General features: G+C 55.3%; 13 protein-coding genes. 10 read left to right on the top strand and 3 right to left on the bottom strand.

Annotated features, from left to right (window positions below; genetic code table 11):
- Window positions 1–11: 11 nt before the first annotated feature.
- Window positions 12–680, bottom strand: coding sequence for an FtsZ-binding protein FzlA (gene fzlA, locus Abci_RS00140; RefSeq protein ID WP_048837122.1), 669 nt, complete (start codon window positions 678–680; stop codon window positions 12–14).
- A 169-nt stretch (window positions 681–849) separates the two neighbouring features.
- On the opposite strand from fzlA, the gene minC reads away from it, so the two are divergent.
- The 3 genes from minC to minE all read left to right on the top strand — a co-directional run bounded on the left by minC (window position 850) and on the right by minE (window position 2,805).
- Window positions 850–1,542, top strand: coding sequence for a septum site-determining protein MinC (gene minC, locus Abci_RS00145; protein ID WP_048837123.1), 693 nt, complete (start codon window positions 850–852; stop codon window positions 1,540–1,542).
- A gap of 145 nt (window positions 1,543–1,687) precedes the next feature.
- Window positions 1,688–2,503 carry a septum site-determining protein MinD gene (gene minD / locus Abci_RS00150; RefSeq protein WP_048837124.1) on the top strand — a complete coding sequence of 272 codons (816 nt, stop codon included), beginning with the start codon at window positions 1,688–1,690 and terminating at the stop codon, window positions 2,501–2,503.
- The gene (gene minE / locus Abci_RS00155; protein ID WP_048837125.1) at window positions 2,500–2,805 is read left to right on the top strand and encodes a cell division topological specificity factor MinE; all 306 of its coding nucleotides are present in this window, start codon (window positions 2,500–2,502) and stop codon (window positions 2,803–2,805) included. The genes minD and minE overlap by 4 nt, the downstream gene beginning before the upstream one ends.
- Window positions 2,806–2,895: 90 nt before the next feature.
- On the opposite strand, the gene Abci_RS00160 is transcribed toward minE, so the two are convergent.
- Entirely contained in the window at window positions 2,896–3,582 is a 687-nt protein-coding gene (locus Abci_RS00160; RefSeq protein WP_048837126.1) for a GntR family transcriptional regulator, read from the bottom strand.
- A complete protein-coding gene (locus Abci_RS00165; RefSeq protein ID WP_048837127.1) occupies window positions 3,579–5,369 on the bottom strand; it encodes an ABC transporter ATP-binding protein in 1,791 nt (596 codons plus the stop codon). Before Abci_RS00165 ends, Abci_RS00160 begins: the two co-directional genes overlap by 4 nt.
- A 249-nt stretch (window positions 5,370–5,618) precedes the next feature.
- Between Abci_RS00165 and cysG the strand changes: the two genes are divergently transcribed.
- From cysG to Abci_RS00200, 7 genes are all read left to right on the top strand, one after another.
- Window positions 5,619–7,025 carry a siroheme synthase CysG gene (gene cysG / locus Abci_RS00170; protein ID WP_048837128.1) on the top strand — a complete coding sequence of 469 codons (1,407 nt, stop codon included), beginning with the start codon at window positions 5,619–5,621 and terminating at the stop codon, window positions 7,023–7,025.
- 412 nt (window positions 7,026–7,437) lie between these two features.
- A complete protein-coding gene (locus Abci_RS00175; protein ID WP_048837129.1) occupies window positions 7,438–9,081 on the top strand; it encodes a porin in 1,644 nt (547 codons plus the stop codon).
- Window positions 9,082–9,173: 92 nt separating this feature from the next.
- Window positions 9,174–10,001, top strand: a complete 828-nt coding sequence (locus Abci_RS00180) for an aldo/keto reductase (RefSeq protein ID WP_048837130.1) — start codon at window positions 9,174–9,176, stop codon at window positions 9,999–10,001.
- 173 nt (window positions 10,002–10,174) lie between these two features.
- Window positions 10,175–11,323: an LPS export ABC transporter permease LptF gene (gene lptF / locus Abci_RS00185; protein ID WP_048837131.1), complete on the top strand. Its 1,149-nt coding sequence runs from the start codon at window positions 10,175–10,177 to the stop codon at window positions 11,321–11,323.
- A gap of 14 nt (window positions 11,324–11,337) precedes the next feature.
- Complete coding sequence (lptG, locus tag Abci_RS00190) at window positions 11,338–12,453, top strand: LPS export ABC transporter permease LptG (protein ID WP_048837132.1); 1,116 nt, start codon at window positions 11,338–11,340, stop codon at window positions 12,451–12,453.
- A 6-nt stretch (window positions 12,454–12,459) separates the two neighbouring features.
- The gene (locus Abci_RS00195; protein WP_048837216.1) at window positions 12,460–14,787 is read left to right on the top strand and encodes an LPS-assembly protein LptD; all 2,328 of its coding nucleotides are present in this window, start codon (window positions 12,460–12,462) and stop codon (window positions 14,785–14,787) included.
- 80 nt (window positions 14,788–14,867) lie between these two features.
- Entirely contained in the window at window positions 14,868–16,229 is a 1,362-nt protein-coding gene (locus Abci_RS00200) for a peptidylprolyl isomerase (RefSeq protein WP_048837217.1), read from the top strand.

The raw sequence follows: 16,229 nt of genomic DNA on the forward strand, positions 1-16,229 counted from the left end.
CGTTACTTTCTTCAGAAATCGAGGTTGGCGTAATAGTCCGGCGGTGTAATGCCAGAGACGCGGTCTGCCAAAAGAGGCCGGAAGCATGGGCGAGACTTCATGCGGGCATACCAGTCCCGCACAGCAGGTGCGCGCGACCAGTCAATATCACCAATAAAATCAAGGCAGGACAAATGCGCCGCTGCGGCAAAGTCTGCCATGGACAGGAAGTTGCCAGCCAGCCAGTTCCTGTTTTCAGCCAGACTGTTCATATATTTCAGGTTTGGCTTCATGGCGGCATAGCCTTCACGCAGCACGGTGCCATCCGGGTTGCCACGGCCACTCAGGCGCTTAAGCACGCGCTCTGTAATGAAGCGGTTTGTCACTTCGTTGGCAAAATGGCCATCAAACCATGCCACAAGCCGCCGCACCTCCACACGCTCGGCCAAGGTCCGGCCAAGTAGTGGGGTATCCGAATACGCTTCTTCCAGATATTCGCAGATCACGTGCGAGTCAGGGACAATCAGCCCGTTATCCTCAACCAGCACAGGTACTTCCCCTGCGGGATTAAGAGCCAGAAACTCGGGACGTTCTTCCCACACGCGTTCGACAACGGCTTCAAACGGCAGGCGTTTTTCACCCAGTACAAGGCGCACCTTGCGGCAATAGGGCGAAATGGGATGATGAAAGAGGGTACGCATGCAACAGATTTATGACATTGTCTCCGCTCTTGCCAGAGGTTAAATGACATAAAGCACCATCAATTATGCTTAAACTCTCGGTGCGCAGCCCCGGATACTCGACAGAGAGCGGGCTGGCCTATACCACTAGGCTGTATTGACCCGACCTTATCCAGCGAGACCACACCCTTTGTCCGGCACGTCCTCTCTTCCCCGTATCCGATTGTCTGGCCGGTCTTTTCTGGCCCTTACTCTTACGCCAGAAGCGCCTTTGGTGAATTGGTTAGAAGCGCTTGATGCGCAACTGGCACGTTCTGCAGGCTTTTTTTCAGGCAAGCCTATTATTCTTGATCTGAGCCGTGTCACCGCAGACACGCCTAATCTGCCGTATCTGAAAACGGCTCTGGAAGAACGCGGTGTCCGCATTATCGGCATAGAAAATGGCGATAGAGACTGGCCTGCTGTTGCAGAATGGGACTGGCCCGAGAGTTTTGTGGGCGGCCGCGCCTCCGGGGAGATGGACGTTCCAGAAGAAAACATTCCTCCCCCCCCTCCCACAAGCCTGCTGATTGAAGAACCAGTACGCTCTGGCCAGCATATTGTCTGGCCTGATGGGGATGTCATCATTCTAGGTTCTGTCTCCTCCGGGGCGGAGGTTTCTGCTGGCGGGTCCATCCATATTTATGGTGCTCTGCGGGGGCGCGCCATTGCCGGTATTGGTGGCAATGCAAATGCGCGTATCTTCACCCGCCATCTTGCTGCCGAATTGGTGGCTATTGATGGGTTTTATGCGACAGCGGAAGAAATGGGAGCAGAGCATAATGGCAAACCGGCACAGGTACTGCTTGACGGTGAAACCATCGTTTTTCGGTCAGTTACATAACAACAAACACGTTACCTGAAACTATTAAGATTTTATGCCATATTCTCCGTTCCCTTTTTAGCAGTAGATTGTATCCTAGCCTTAACATGGCCGTCATATCCTGATGATGGCACTTGCCGCGTAAGACAAAGAGGAAAAAAGACCAATGTCAAAGGTTCTGGTCGTCACGTCAGGAAAAGGTGGGGTCGGCAAAACGACAACAACCGCCGCCCTGGGGGCCGCGCTTGCCAAAGCAGGCCAAAAAGTTGTTCTGGTCGATTTTGACGTTGGTTTGCGTAACCTTGATCTGGTCATGGGTGCAGAGCGCCGGGTTGTGTTTGACCTGATCAACGTCATTCAGGGGGACGCCAACCTTGCGCAGGCCCTGATTAAAGACAAACGCGTTGAAAATCTGTCACTCCTCCCTGCCTCTCAGACACGGGACAAGGATGCCCTGACATCTGAAGGCGTTGAAAAAGTTATCAACGAACTCCGCTCAAAGTTCGACTGGGTCATATGCGATAGCCCTGCTGGCATTGAACGCGGCGCCCAGATGGCAATGTACCACGCTGATGTGGCCGTCATTGTCACCAACCCGGAAGTGTCCTCCGTACGTGATAGCGACCGCATTATTGGCATGCTGGACAGCACGACAGCGCACGCCAAAAAAGGCGACAAGATAGATAAGCACCTGCTTATTACCCGCTATGACCCGCAGCGCGCTGCCCGCGGTGACATGCTGGGCACCGATGACGTGCTGGATATTCTCTCCATCCCGCTTCTCGGTATTATCCCTGAAAGTGGTGATGTACTGCGCGCTTCAAACGTTGGTGCGCCGGTAACCATTGCCGAACCTGACAGCCCGCCTGCCCGCGCCTATACGGATGCCGCACGCCGCCTAAATGGCGAAAAGCTGGAAGTGACTATTCCTACAGAACGCAAGGGCCTGCTCGACTGGCTCTTTAAAAGGAGAGTTGCATGAGCTCCTTTCTCTCCAGTTTTTTTAAAAAACGTTCCTCAGCACCCGTAGCGCGTGATCGGTTGCAGATCCTGCTTGCCCATGAACGTATTTCCGTGGGCGATGGCAAGGATGACCTCTTGGGTCAGCTTCACCGTGAGATTATGGAAGTTATTCAACGCCACGTGGCAGTTGATAAGGACAAGGTTCAGATCAAGCTTGATCGTGGAGCCCATTGCTCCACGCTTGAGATTGATGTGGAAGTCCCCGGCCTGACCGATGCAAAAAGCAAGGCGGCCAAAGCTCCGGAAGCATCCAAGGCATAACGCCACAACGCTACCCAGCGCATAATATCAAAAAAAAGCCTGCACAGATTATGTGTCAGGCTTTTTTTGTTGGGCTTTTATCTCATCCCATTACGGCAGGAATGGCTCCAACCAAGACTGAGCCTGTGCAAAGTCCTTGCGCATCGCTTCCCCCGCAGCATCCGGGTTATGCTGACTAAACGCTTCAATAAGCTGTAAATGAGGGTGGTGTGCATCTGCCGGGCTGATGTCCGGCAGACCATTTGCCACGGCGTAAATCGGGCCAATACGTGTCCAGAGCCCATGCACAATACCAGCGGTCAGGCTAAGATTGGAAAAATCTGCCACCGCATTATGAAACGCGGCATTCGCGACAGCCGTCCCGTGTGAATCCTCTGCCTGATACGCCTGAATAAACGCGTCATGTCGTTCTTTCAGAACTTCTATCTGCTCCACGGTTGCGTGCTCTGCTACATCGCGGGCCAGACGTTCTTCAATATCTGCCCGCAAGGCGTGAATTTCCAGAAAAATGGCGCGCGAAATTGCGGGCACCCGCGCCGTGTTTCGCTCATCCAGTTCCAACGCCTGCTCTGATACGAGCCGCAGCAGCGCCTCTCGCACAGGCGTTGGGCTAAGATTGAGGGATGTTGCCAGTGGCCGCAACACAAGCCGCTCCCCGCCGCGGTACTGGCTATGGATCAGCCGGTCCCTGATCTGCTGGTACGCATAGGCCGCAAGAGCCCCCCGCCCTGATGGACGGTCTGCGTGGGAAGAAAGGGCTGCATCCTGCATGGTCATGCGTGGGTTACCTGCTTACTCAAAAAGTAGTTATACGGGCCGTCTTGCTGCTCCAGCACACCGGGAGGGCCATCCTCCACAATTTTGCCGTCCTGCATCACGACAATTCTATCAAAATTCCGCAATGTTGAAAGCCGGTGTGCAACCGCAATCACTGTTCGCCCGATCATGAGGCGGTCTAGCGCCTGCTGAACATGCTCTTCACTCTCTGTATCCAGAGCGCTGGTAGCTTCATCAAGGATAAGGATGGGAGCATTGCGCAGGAAGGCACGGGCAATAGCAATTCTTTGCCGCTGACCACCGGAGAGTTTGACCCCCCTATCCCCCACAATGGTGTTGAATCCTTCTGACATGGCCTCAATAAAATCTCGGCACCCCGCTGCCTGCGCTGCGGACTGCACTTCTGTATCCGTTGCGTCCGGGCGGCCATAACGGATGTTTTCCAGCACACTTCTGTGCAGAAGAGACACATCCTGCGGCACTATGGACAGGCAGCTACGCAATGCATCATCTGTCAGACCACGAATATCCTGACCATCAATCAGAATTTTACCGCCATTCACAAACCGCAAACGCTGTAGCAATGCCAGTACCGTACTTTTGCCGGAGCCAGAGCGGCCAACCAAGCCAACACGAGTGCCGGGCGTAATGTGCAGGTTAAAATCGTTCAGAACCGCAGAGCCATTGGGATAGGAAAAACTGACATCCCGAAAATCGACATCCCCTTTAACAGGCCCAGCCATCACAGTAGCATCGGCCGCATCTGGCATATCGTGCGGGATAAGAAGTGCTGACAGCACCTCTGACAGGCGGGCATTATGCTGGATTGTTTCCACCAAAGACATCGCAAGGTCACGCGTGCCATGCAGGATGGCAAAACCCAGCGTGATGACCATAACAACCTGCCCTACGGTTGCCTGCCCCCACTGCCACAGGAGCACCGCCCATAGTAACAAACCGGTAGTCAGCACAGCGGTCATGGCCGCATGCACCATACGCAAGCGCTCCATATAGCGCAGAGATTTCAGCCTCTGCCCCATTTCATGCTGGGCAAGCGTATTAAAGCGCATGCGCTCCCGGCCGCGCATCCCAAAAGCGCGCACCAGAGCAATGTTACCCATAACGTCCAGTGTTTCACCTTCAAGCCCGGCAGCAGCCTCAGCGTAAAGGCCGTGCAGCCTGCGGCCCCTGACGGCCAGTTTGAACATGAGAAAACACAGGCCAAGAGCCGTCACGACGGTAACGCATCCCATAGTGCCACTGACCGAGAGCATCAGTATAACGGACAGCAACACATTCAGCGCGGGCGGCAGCACGTTCCATGCCAGCATGTTTTCCATAACAAAACTGACATTACCTGCCGTGGCAATGCGTACAGCAAGGGATGTTGGCATCCGGTCTGCAAAATAGGCTGGAGAATGACCTGTCAGAAAACGGAACAAATCCTGCCGAATATCCCCCGTTACCGCCACAAACGTGCCAGAGGCAAACCAACCGGCAACACGCCAGGAAATATTGTCGGCAATAATCAGGCCGATCAACAACCCGACGGCCTGCCAGACACTCCGGCCAGGCCCGCCCGTACCAGAAGCCGTCATGATGTCCACAAGATGTCGGATGCCGTAAGAAGACAGGACCGAGCACGCAATGGCCATCCCCACCGCGCCAAACACCATGACATGCGCAAAAGCGCGATGCCGCATATAACGGAGCAGAAACCTGACAGGATGCCCAGCATACTGGTGCAGTTCGTCATCTGGCACCGTCACGGTCGTGGAAGATGTCATGCGTGTCCTTTTTGATACTCTATGCTCAAATCCAGGCAGCCGTTGCGCAATACCGGAATCCCTGTCACTTGGGCCATACTACACTCCGTGAAAAAAGCAGATTCGGGCCGCCTGCGTCTCCCCTATTTCCTGCCAGATAGCGGCTCCAAGATGGCAGGGAGGAGATGAGGCTGGAAATAGCATTTTTTTCCGGTCATTTTTGCCTTCAAGACTTGCCTTACTGGCGCAAGCCTGCTTGCTGATCTGATTATGCAACGATCATCATCGCATACGACCTGGTTTCCTATCGTGCTCCGCATGGACGGTGCGCGTGTTCTTGTTATTGGCGGCGGCAATGTCGCGGCCAATAAAATACAGCTCCTCGTCCCAACCGGTGCCAAAATTGAGGTTCTCTCCCAAAACCTCACGCCAGAATTGCAGCGCCTTGCCGAGGAAAGTGCCATTGAGCACGTCGCGATAGACGTAACCCCGCATGATGTTAAGGCACGATTGGCCGGGTGCAGGCTGGTCTATGTGGCAACAAACGATGCTGCTTTGAACCGTGACATCGCCTCCGTCTGTCAGGCAGAAAATGTTCCTGTGTGTGCGGTCGATGATCCCGGAATTTCCAGCTTCATAACGCCCGCCCTGTCCATACGCGGCGCTGTGCAGGTTGCCGTGTCCACAGGTGGCGCGGCGCCTGTTCTGGCACGCCGCCTACGTGCCAGAATTGAGGAAGTTCTGCCCGCCGGGCTGCATAGGCTGGTGGAGTTTATGCAGGACAAGCGCCTTCCGCTGCGCGAAAAGCTGCCCGCCTCCTCTGACCGCAGACAGGTATGGGAGCGTTTTCTGGATGGCAGAGGGCAGCATCTGGCTCTGAAAGGTGACACGCAGGCCGCAGCAGAAGAGCTGGACCAGCTTACACAGGGTCATACGCCACAGGGTGAGGTCTGGCTTGTTGGCGCAGGCCCCGGAGACCCTGACCTGCTGACATTGGCAGCACTCCGCCTGATGCAGGATGCCGATACGGTTTTATATGACAACCTGATCGGCCGGGATATCCTCAATTATGTCCGCCGGGACGCAGAGCGCGTGTTTGTTGGCAAGCAGCGCAACCGGCACACCCTGCCTCAAGAAGGCATTAATGAAGAACTGATCCGCCGCGCCAAAGCCGGCGAGCGTGTTTTGCGCCTAAAGGGGGGAGATCCCTTTATCTTTGGGCGTGGCGGCGAGGAAATGGAGGCACTGGTTGCTGCGGGGGTACCCTTCCGCATTGTGCCAGGTATTTCCGCTGCCAATGGGTGTGCAGCTTATGCCGGTATTCCCCTGACACATCGGGACTGTGCTCAGTCCTGCCTGTTCATAACGGGCCATGCACGTGCCGATGGCACTTTGGAACTGGCGTGGGACAGGATAGCCCTCCGCGGCCAGACTGTTGTTATCTATATGGGTCTTAGCATGCTGCCTGACCTGTGCGCACAACTGCATGCACACGGCCTGCCTGCTGACTGGCCAGCAGCACTTGTGGAGCGTGGCACCTCGCCTGAGCAGCGTGTATTTACCGGCACTCTCGCATCCCTGCCAAACCTAGCCCAGAGCAACGGGGTAACAAGCCCTGCGCTCGTTATCGTTGGCGAAGTTGTCCAGCACAGAGTAGTTCCTGCGCCTCCCACTTAATAAAATAATCGTGATAAGTGGGATATTCGCCCCCGAACTCTGTCTCCATTTTTTCGGCGCTGCAAATTTTCGCAGTTTTTGCAAGATTCAATCTTGGCATACCTCCCCCTTTGTCTTCACGGGGTAAGGGCCAGCGCGCTTCATTACTTGCGCCCTGTTATAACATTTTTTCCGCGAAACAAATTCCCACAACCAACTGATATATAAAGTTTTTCCTGCCCTCACCTGTTTTTACCACGCCCATGCCGTGCCCAACACCACAGGCAGGCTCGGTACCGCGCCATAACAATCGCTTGAGTTGAAGAGAAAACTGTCAGGTTTGCCTACACATGTTTGTGTAGTTCTCACCATGTTGACGACAACGGGACTGTTCCTCAACAGAAAGGAAGATCACCCCAAGGAGCATGCCGCTATGGCTCACAAGAAGCCGTTTTTGTTCTCGACCCTTCTTGCCGCCTCGGTTTGTTTCCCGCTTGCCTGCCCCTCTATTGTGCTGGCAGATGATTATAGTGACCTGCTGGATATTTTACGGGCAAAAGGCAGCCTGACCCAGCATGAGTACGACACCCTCCTGTCCAAACACATTCACCGCGCTGCGGCACCACAACACGTCACACGTACCGCTGAGCATACCGCCGCAACGCCATCGGCGCGGCGTGTCGCAGCGCGTACGACCTCTCACCCGGTAGAAGCAGGCTACGAAGACGGGATTCGTTTTGACCCCGGACAGGAAGAGAGCGCTACGCTGCGTGCACAGAATGCCGCCGACCGCGCAGAAGCCAGCGCACGGTCTGCCCAGCAGGCCATGCTTTCCACTCAGAACGCCCTTAACAGTTCCAGTGTTGTCCGTGTGGCCAAATACGTGCCCGGCAAGGGGTTAACCTTTAAAGCCGGTCCGGTTGACATCAATTTCTCTGGCTTTGTGAACGGTTTTTACACTTATAACAGCCCTGCGGGAGGCCGCCCGGTAGCCGGGGGCGTGTCCACCGGGTCAAGTGGCTTTGACTCGTCTTCCGTACGCAATGGCCTGCTCCCGGCAGGCTTCATCCTCAAACTCAGCACCACGCAGTCCGGCATTGATATGTCTGCTGTGCTCGGCATGTATCCGGGCGTGAACAACGCCAAAAACGGGGCCTTCAACGCCAATACTGGTGGTAGCCCGGTTGGTCTGGGTACCGCCGGGATCGATTTACGTCAGGTTTACGTTACGTTTGGCACCAAAGAGGTAGGAACATTCAAGGTCGGGCGTGATCTGGCCATTTTCGGCAGCGATGCCATCCTGAACGATGCCACGCTGCTCAGTGTGGGCTCAACAGGCAGTAATGCGGCCCCCGGCAATACCTCTCTGGGCCGTATCGGTGTTGGATATGTTTATGCGGACTGGATCCCACAAATTTCTTACGTGTCCCCCACCTATCATGGGCTTCAGGGGTCTGTGGGTGTGTTCCAGCCACTGGACCAATTCAATTTTGCTGGCGGAGGGCTGTCGGCTGAATCCCAACAGCATTCTTCACCCATGGTACAGGGCAAGGCGACCTATGACTTTGCTATTGGCGGCATAAAAACACGCCTCTGGGCCAGCTTCCTGATCCAGCATCATCAAGGCCTGACAAGTGATACCATTGCCGAAAGCGACCATAGAAGCGCCATGACGGAAGCCGGAGAAATTGGCGCAAAATTCACGTACAGGAACTTTCAGGGCGTCGCGTATTATTACCGTGGGAGCGGCCTGGGCACCACGGCTCTGTTCTTTGATGGGGTAGCCGCCAACGGCCGCAAACGCTCGTCAGAAGGATATTATGTGCAGGCCATGTATAACTTCACCAAAAAATTCAAACTGGTGGGGAGCTATGGGGTTAGTAACCTGTATCAGGCACCGGGAGAAAATGACTCCATGCTCGTCCGGCGCAATCAGTCTGAAGTAGGTGCCGCTTATTACAGCCTGACAGACTGGCTGAACCTTGTAGCCGAATTTGCCCACACCAACTCCGCCGCCCACGGTGGCAACCATAACAGCGATAATTCAGGCTCCGGCGGGGTTATTCTTCTGTTCTGAGTGTCAGGTTCTGGCTGGGTTGCTTGGAACATCCCAGCCGACCGCGCGTTGGCAAGGCAGTCTCTCATACGTTTTGTTAAAGGATAGTCACCATGCCAGCAGCACCGCTCCTTCCGCTTAACGATGGTAAGTCCATTCCGTCTGTCGGGTTTGGAACCTACCCGATGAAAGACCAGCAACTGGAAACAGCCGTCCAGGCGGCTCTGCTAACCGGTTACCGGCTGATTGATACGGCTGCCAGCTATGAGAATGAAACGAACGTAGGCAATGCCCTGCAGGCCTCCAGCGTTGAGCGGAAGGACATTTTCCTTTCCACCAAGCTCCGTGGATCTGACCAAGGGTACGATGCAGCCCTGCGTGGGCTGGATGCCAGCCTTCAGCGCCTGAATGTTGAGTATGTTGACCTGTACCTCATTCACTGGCCCCTGCCCGCGAAGGATCTGTACGTCGAGAGCTGGAAAGCCATGATCGCCGCCCAGAAAGATGGGAAAATCCGGTCAATCGGGGTCTCCAACTTCAAACCAGCCCATTTGGAACGTCTATTGCAGGAAACGGGTGTGGTGCCCGTGGTCAACCAGATCGAAATTCATGCGGATTTCCCACAAAACGAACAGCGCGCCTTCAACGCCCGCCACAACATTCTCACGCAGGGCTGGAGCCCGTTGGGAAAAGGCCTGATGGACAACCCCACCATCACCCAACTAGCGGAGAAGCATAACCGCAACCCTGCCCAGATCATGCTGCGCTGGGCAACCCAGCTTCAGATCATCCCTCTTCCCAAATCCGGCAACCCGGACCGTATGCGCGCCAATCTGGATATCTTTGACTTCACTCTGGACGCTGACGATATGGCTGCCATTGCCAAGCTGGACACCAACAATCGTCTGGGCGGAGACCCGGACACACACGAAGAATTCTAACTTATTTCACCCTTGACGGAGGCATAGTTGAGCCCTCCGTCAAAAAAACTTTTTTTATTTTTCAGGCAGAAGCCACGTTAAAGCCGCATCTTTGCTACATATCCCCTCCTCGCGTACGATCTGATCCCGCAAGGGGGTGTTGCCCTTGTGGCAGGAGGGGGTAGATAAGGCAGATGACCGCCCGTTCATTTCAGCTCTGGTTGAAGAAGCACGCTCCAACTCTGGACCGTTATATTTTTCATCAGCTCTTCATTGCCCTGCTGGCAACAACCGGCGGGCTGGCGGCGCTTATCTGGCTGATGCAGTCCCTTCACTTTGTATCGCTTGTTGTAGATCGGGGGCTGTCTCTCCGCGTCTTTATTGAGCTGACCAGCCTGCTCATTCCCTCCTTCGTGGCTGTGGTGCTGCCTATCACAACATTCGTGGTCAGCCTGTTCGTGTACCAACGCTTGGCCGGAGACCGTGAGTTAACGGTCATGCGGGCGGCGGGCCTGTCCCCGCTCTCTCTGGCACGACCGGGACTGGCTTGCGCCATAGCCGCCACCTTCGCCGGGTTTTTGCTGAATTTATGGGTGGTGCCGCATTCTTATCACGCCTTCCGGCAGTACGAATATCAGATCAGAAACAAGATGGCGGCCTTCATGCTTCAGGAAGGGGTATTCACCAAGGTGTCGGACGTGATGACGGTTTACATCCGCTCCCGCACTCACGATGGCACCTTGCACGGCATTGTCGTGGAAGATGACCGCCAGCCGGACCGCCACGCCACCATTCTGGCCAACCGTGGCACAATGGTTATCGTAAACGATGCGCCGCGCGTTGTGCTGTATGACGGCTCCCGTCAGGTGATTGACCGCAAGACGGGCCGACTGGATATGCTCGTGTTCAAACAGGACACCATGGACCTGTCTTCCAGTAGAAAAAATGACGAACGCGATGCCGATGCAGCCGAGATGTCCCTGCATGATCTGCTGCATCCGGATACAAAACAGGTTGCCAAAAACGATATTGGTAAACGCAAGGTCGAAGGCTGGAGACGTCTGACGTCTCCCCTCACCTGCTTCTCCTTTGCCATGGTTGGTCTGTTTGCCATACTGCGGGGCGTGTTTTCCCGGCATGGTAATATCAAGCGGCCGTTGGCGGCTGTCCTGAGCGTTGTGGCGCTCTTGGCCCTTAATCTGGTACTACAAAACCTCGCAAGCCGGAATATGGCGCTTATTCCGCTTATCCCGCTCCTTGCCATACTGCCGGGCATTGTCTGCTCGGCCATCCTGTTTGGCCCAGAGTTACGAACGGGGCGTAACCAGCCCCGCACAGCGTAAGGGCGGGTAGCAGCATGGTCGTTTCCGTTACCCTCTCGCTCTATATTGCGCGGCAGTTCGTATTTTCTGTCGTCGCCATGATTGCGTCCTTGACCGGCATTGTCTGCCTGTTTGATTTTATTGATCTGCTTCGTCGCGTTGCCACAAAACCTCATGTTTCCACCAATGTGGTGACGGAAATTGCGGCGCTGCATGTGCCCCATTTTTCTATTGAAATTCTGCCGTTTGGTATTCTTCTGGGTGGTATTGTCTGCTTCTGGCGGCTGACCCGTTCGTCTGAGCTCGTGGTGGCACGCGCCGCGGGTATCTCGGCATGGCAGTTTCTGGCCGGTCCGCTGGCCTGCGCCATGATGATTGGTACAATCGCAACAACCATCATCTCTCCGGTCTCCTCATCCCTTTATCGCAAGGCCGAGGAACTCGATCAGCAATATCTCCGCACGGAAGGCGGCCCTCTCAGCCTTTCAAGCGGCGCATTATGGCTGCGGCAGGCGGATACACAGTTTGACCCTCATGGCGTTGCGCTGCTGAACGCCCGCGGTGTGCAACTTGGCAAGGATAGCGTACTGCGAATCAGGGACATCAGCATTTTCCGTCTGGACCACGCGGATAAGCTCATTCTGAGAATCGAAGCTCCAGAAGGGTATCTGGACGACCATGCCTGGATTCTGAAAAACGCCCAGACAGTACGCCCCTACGAAATTCTCCACCCCGTAGGGCAACTGACCCTTCCCACAGACCTGACCGTTGGGCGCGTGCAGGAAAGCTTTGCATCCCCAGAAACCCTGTCCATCTGGGCCCTTCCAAGCTTTATTAAACTGTTGGAACGCTCAGGTTTTTCTTCCATCCGTCACCGTATTCACTTCCAGTCTTTGCTCGCACTCCCTATGCTAGCAGGCACAATGGCGCTGGTTGCTGCGGGTTTTTCCATGCGCCCCACACGCCGTGGTGGCGTTGCGCGTATGATCGGGTCTGGTGTTGCCGCAGGTTTTCTGCTTTTCACAGTCTCGAAAGTTGCTGAGCAATTTGGTAATTCAGGAGCGCTGCCTGCCGTTCTGGCTGCCTGGGCCCCTACTGTTGCTGGATTGTGCCTTGCTATTTCGTTGTTGCTTCATCTGGAGGATGGCTGATTGACCGTGGCCCATCGGCCTTCCCGCGCCCTGCTGTTGCGCCGTCGATACGCATTGGCTGCTGCCACGGCGTTGGGGAGCGTTGCAACCTGCGTTGTTCTGCAAGCCCCCCGCACTGCCCATGCGCAGTTCCGGCCTGCCCCCATGCATATCAATACAGGCCGCACTTCATCCTCTGATGAGCCGGCAACCTTTCAGTCTGACAAGGTTGATTATGACGATAATGAGCACACTGTAACCTGGACCGGGAATGTTCAGGTCTGGCAGGGTGAACACGTCATGCGGGCCGACAAAATTGTGTATGACCGGGATACCGGCGTTGTGGCCGCCCGTGGAAACGTGGCTACAATCCAGTCAGACGGCTCGGTACTTTACGCGCATTACGCTGAACTGAGCGGCGGTATGCGTGATGGTATTATGATGCATGTTAACGCCAGCCTGCCGGAAAACGCCAAGCTGGCGGCCAACGGTCTCCGCCGCACGGGCGGCAAGATCAACGACATGAGCCGCACTGTTTATACAGCCTGTGAAATCTGCGCAAAAGATAAGACCCGTGCGCCCTTCTGGCAATTTAGAGCGTATGACGCCACGCAGGATCTGGAACACCAGAAGATAGACTTCCGGGATGCATACCTCGATATCTTCGGCATACCTGTTCTCTATCTTCCGTTCTTCTCCATGGCAGACCCCTCAGCCAAGCGTCATAGCGGGTTCCTGATGCCTGGCATCACACCGCATGACCGCTACCTGGGCACCTATTTCACCATCCCCTATTACTGGGTGATTGATGATCAATCTGACGTCACGGTTCAGGCGCTGTTTTCCACCAAAACCAACCCGCAGCTAAGTGCCCAGTATCGTCACCGGTTCAACTTCGGCTCTCTGAACCTGCAAGGGGGTGCTGCCTACAGTTCGCTCCGCTCAAACTCCTTTACCAATGGGTTTGGTGAGCATGTAGAAGGCGGGAACGGGCATGGCCTGCAAGGCTATCTCTTTGCCAATTTCCAAGCCTCTCTGAACAAATACTGGCGCGCTGGTGCCAACGTAAATATTGCCACATCAGCCGATTACATGCGGAACTACCGTGTGCAGGGTTATGGGGCCGACACCCTGAATTCCAACGCCTATTTTGAAGGGTTTGGAACGGGCGCATATAGCCGTCTGGACGGGCAATTCTACCAGGGGCTGAACCAGGGCGTTATTCGTAACTCTGACCTGCCATTCGTGCTGCCCCGCTACACATACAGCTTCCTCGGCCAACCTGATGCCTGGGGCGGGCGCTTTGGTCTGTCCACCACAGACTTCAACGTCAAACGCTCGAACGGTGCCTCAGACGTCCGTGGCCAAGTCGCCCTTAACTGGGACCGCCCTTTCCGTAACAAGTTAGGCCAGCAGTTCCTGCTCACCCTGCATCTGGATTCCATGGTGTACCGGGCCAGCAAGCTCTACCAGCAGCCAAACTACTACAAGACCACCAAAGCCATGACGAGCGGGCAGGTTCTGCCTACCATAGCTCTCAAAACCAACTGGCCTTTCGTGCGGACTTTTGAGCACGGGCGTGGCACGCAAATTCTTGAACCCATCGTACAAGGGATCTACGCACCTAACACAGGTGCCGGGGCAAATGACTTCCTGCCCAATGAAGACAGTCTCGCTTACGAATTTTCCGATTCCACGTTGTTCTCGCTCAACCGCTTCCAGGGCACCGACAGGCTGGATGGCGGTTTGCGTGGCAATGTTGGCATTCATGCCAACTGGACGTGGGATGGGCACGAGGTCGACCTGTTGGCTGGGGAGAGTTTTCAGGAGCATATTACGCATGACCGTCAGCCCTATTCCGGGCTGGACCACCATGCGTCTGATGTTGTCATGAGGGCTCGCGTCTCACCCAATCAGTATTTTGACTTCACTTCGCGTATGCGTCTGGACCCCTACACATCCAAGGTCAATTTTGGTGATGCACTGTTCAGTGCCGGGGTGCCGCACTTCCGCATCCGCGGCGGCTATGTGTTTGAGCCAGTAACACCATACTATTACTACGCAAGTGACTATCGCTCCTCTGGCCCAACGCAGCTGTATTATGAGCGCGTTAACGAAATCAGCGGTGGCGTGTCCACAAACTGGGCCAACTGGTACATGTCTGGTTTTGCGCGCCGCAGCCTGTCCCGCAAGCAGTTCGTGTCACTGGGCGGCAATATCGGTTATACGAACGACTGTTTCGGTCTGGATCTGATGTATCTTAAACAATACACCACCATTGGCGGCCAGCAGCGTAACTCGACTTTCCTTTTCACGGTAAGCCTTAAAACCCTCGGTTCGTTTGGCCTGAAATAAGAACTGCTTCAAAAAAGGCTTAAGCTCGGCTATCAGAGAGCATGCTCCTTTTCTGGCAGAAAGCTGAAAGACTGTCCTGTATGCGTTTGCGCTCCCTTACTCTGGCATGCTCTCTGGCTGCGCTCACCGTTGTGCCAGCCTCTGGCCCTGCGGCATGGGCAGCCCCCCACGCCACGTCACAGGACAAAACCAAGGGGAAAGCGGCCAAACCCGCCGCACCTGAACCCGATGACATGATCCTGGCGGTCGTCAACGGTATCCCGCTGACCAAGCGGGACGTTGACAACCGCGGGAAGCTTTTTGCGCTTTCCACAGGCCTGCCGGTCAGCAACGAACTCATGACCCGCCTGCGCCCGCAGATTATTCGGCAGTTGATTGATGAACGCCTGAGAACGCAGGAAATTCTCAGCCGCCACATTGATATCTCGCCTGAGCAGATTGCAGCCGCCATTGCTGGTATTGAACACCGCAACGGCATGCCCGCCAATGCCCTGCGCGACAAGCTGGCACAGGATGGCGTGTCCCTCACAACGTTGATTGACCAGATCCGGGTACAGATTGGCTGGATTCAGGTTCTGCGTCAGGAACTAGGGGCCAGAGGTCGCGTAAACGCTAACGAAATTGCCCAGCGTGAAGAAGCCCTGAAACGCGAGGACGGCCGTACGGAATTCAACCTGAGCGAGATTTTCGTGAAGGTGGATGACCCCCGCCATGCGGAAGAAGAGCTGGACTTTACCAATACCGTTATTCAGGAATTGCGTAAGGGCGCACCCTTCCCGATTGTGGCGGCCCAGTTCTCCCAAAGCCAGACAGCGCTTGACGGCGGCTCTATGGGCTGGGTGCAGGAAGATGAGCTTGACCCGGCAGTGGTCGCCATCGTCAAGCAGATGCCTGTTGGTGTGAATGCCATCTCTAACCCCATCAAGGTACCAGGTGGGTTTGTGATCGTGACCGTCAACGGTAAACGCGTCATTGGCCATCAGATGGGGCATCTGATCTCCATTCGGCAAGCATTTCTACCGTTTGATACCCAGCTCAACCCCCAGCAGGTTACGCCCCAACAGCAACAGACCCTGCAAAAGGCCATGCATTATATCAGTAGTGTTCAGTCCTGCGATGAGCTGGCTGCCATTAACAAGGCCAATGGCGATAAGCGCCCCAGCGACCCGGGTGAACTTCAGCTTGAACGCCTGAACCCGCAGATGCGCGACCTGCTGGCTACTCTGCCGCTCAATAAGGTTTCTCGCCCTCTTGTCGCACCTGACGGCATTGCTCTTTTGATGGTGTGCAGCAAGAAAGAGAAAAACTTTGCAGACCGCGCTCCGAGCGAAATTGCTGACCAGCTCATGAACGAACGTGTGGAACAGACAGCCCGCCAGTTGGACAGCGACCTTCACCGCCGGGCCATGATTGATAAGCGCGTGAAGCTCAAGGGAGTTTAA

This window comes from Acetobacter cibinongensis, assembly GCF_000963925.1.
GTDB lineage: Bacteria > Pseudomonadota > Alphaproteobacteria > Acetobacterales > Acetobacteraceae > Acetobacter > Acetobacter cibinongensis.

What these genes read in the sequence shown, in the direction of transcription:
- fzlA (WP_048837122.1), bottom strand. Translation starts at nt 680, where the DNA reads ATGCGTACCCTCTTTCATCATCCCATTTCGCCCTATTGCCGCAAGGTG.
- minD (WP_048837124.1), top strand. Translation starts at nt 1,688, where the DNA reads ATGTCAAAGGTTCTGGTCGTCACGTCAGGAAAAGGTGGGGTCGGCAAA.
- minE (WP_048837125.1), top strand. Translation starts at nt 2,500, where the DNA reads ATGAGCTCCTTTCTCTCCAGTTTTTTTAAAAAACGTTCCTCAGCACCC.
- Abci_RS00160 (WP_048837126.1), bottom strand. Translation starts at nt 3,582, where the DNA reads ATGACCATGCAGGATGCAGCCCTTTCTTCCCACGCAGACCGTCCATCA.
- Abci_RS00165 (WP_048837127.1), bottom strand. Translation starts at nt 5,369, where the DNA reads ATGACATCTTCCACGACCGTGACGGTGCCAGATGACGAACTGCACCAG.
- cysG (WP_048837128.1), top strand. Translation starts at nt 5,619, where the DNA reads ATGCAACGATCATCATCGCATACGACCTGGTTTCCTATCGTGCTCCGC.
- Abci_RS00175 (WP_048837129.1), top strand. Translation starts at nt 7,438, where the DNA reads ATGGCTCACAAGAAGCCGTTTTTGTTCTCGACCCTTCTTGCCGCCTCG.
- Abci_RS00180 (WP_048837130.1), top strand. Translation starts at nt 9,174, where the DNA reads ATGCCAGCAGCACCGCTCCTTCCGCTTAACGATGGTAAGTCCATTCCG.
- lptF (WP_048837131.1), top strand. Translation starts at nt 10,175, where the DNA reads ATGACCGCCCGTTCATTTCAGCTCTGGTTGAAGAAGCACGCTCCAACT.
- lptG (WP_048837132.1), top strand. Translation starts at nt 11,338, where the DNA reads ATGGTCGTTTCCGTTACCCTCTCGCTCTATATTGCGCGGCAGTTCGTA.
- Abci_RS00200 (WP_048837217.1), top strand. Translation starts at nt 14,868, where the DNA reads ATGCGTTTGCGCTCCCTTACTCTGGCATGCTCTCTGGCTGCGCTCACC.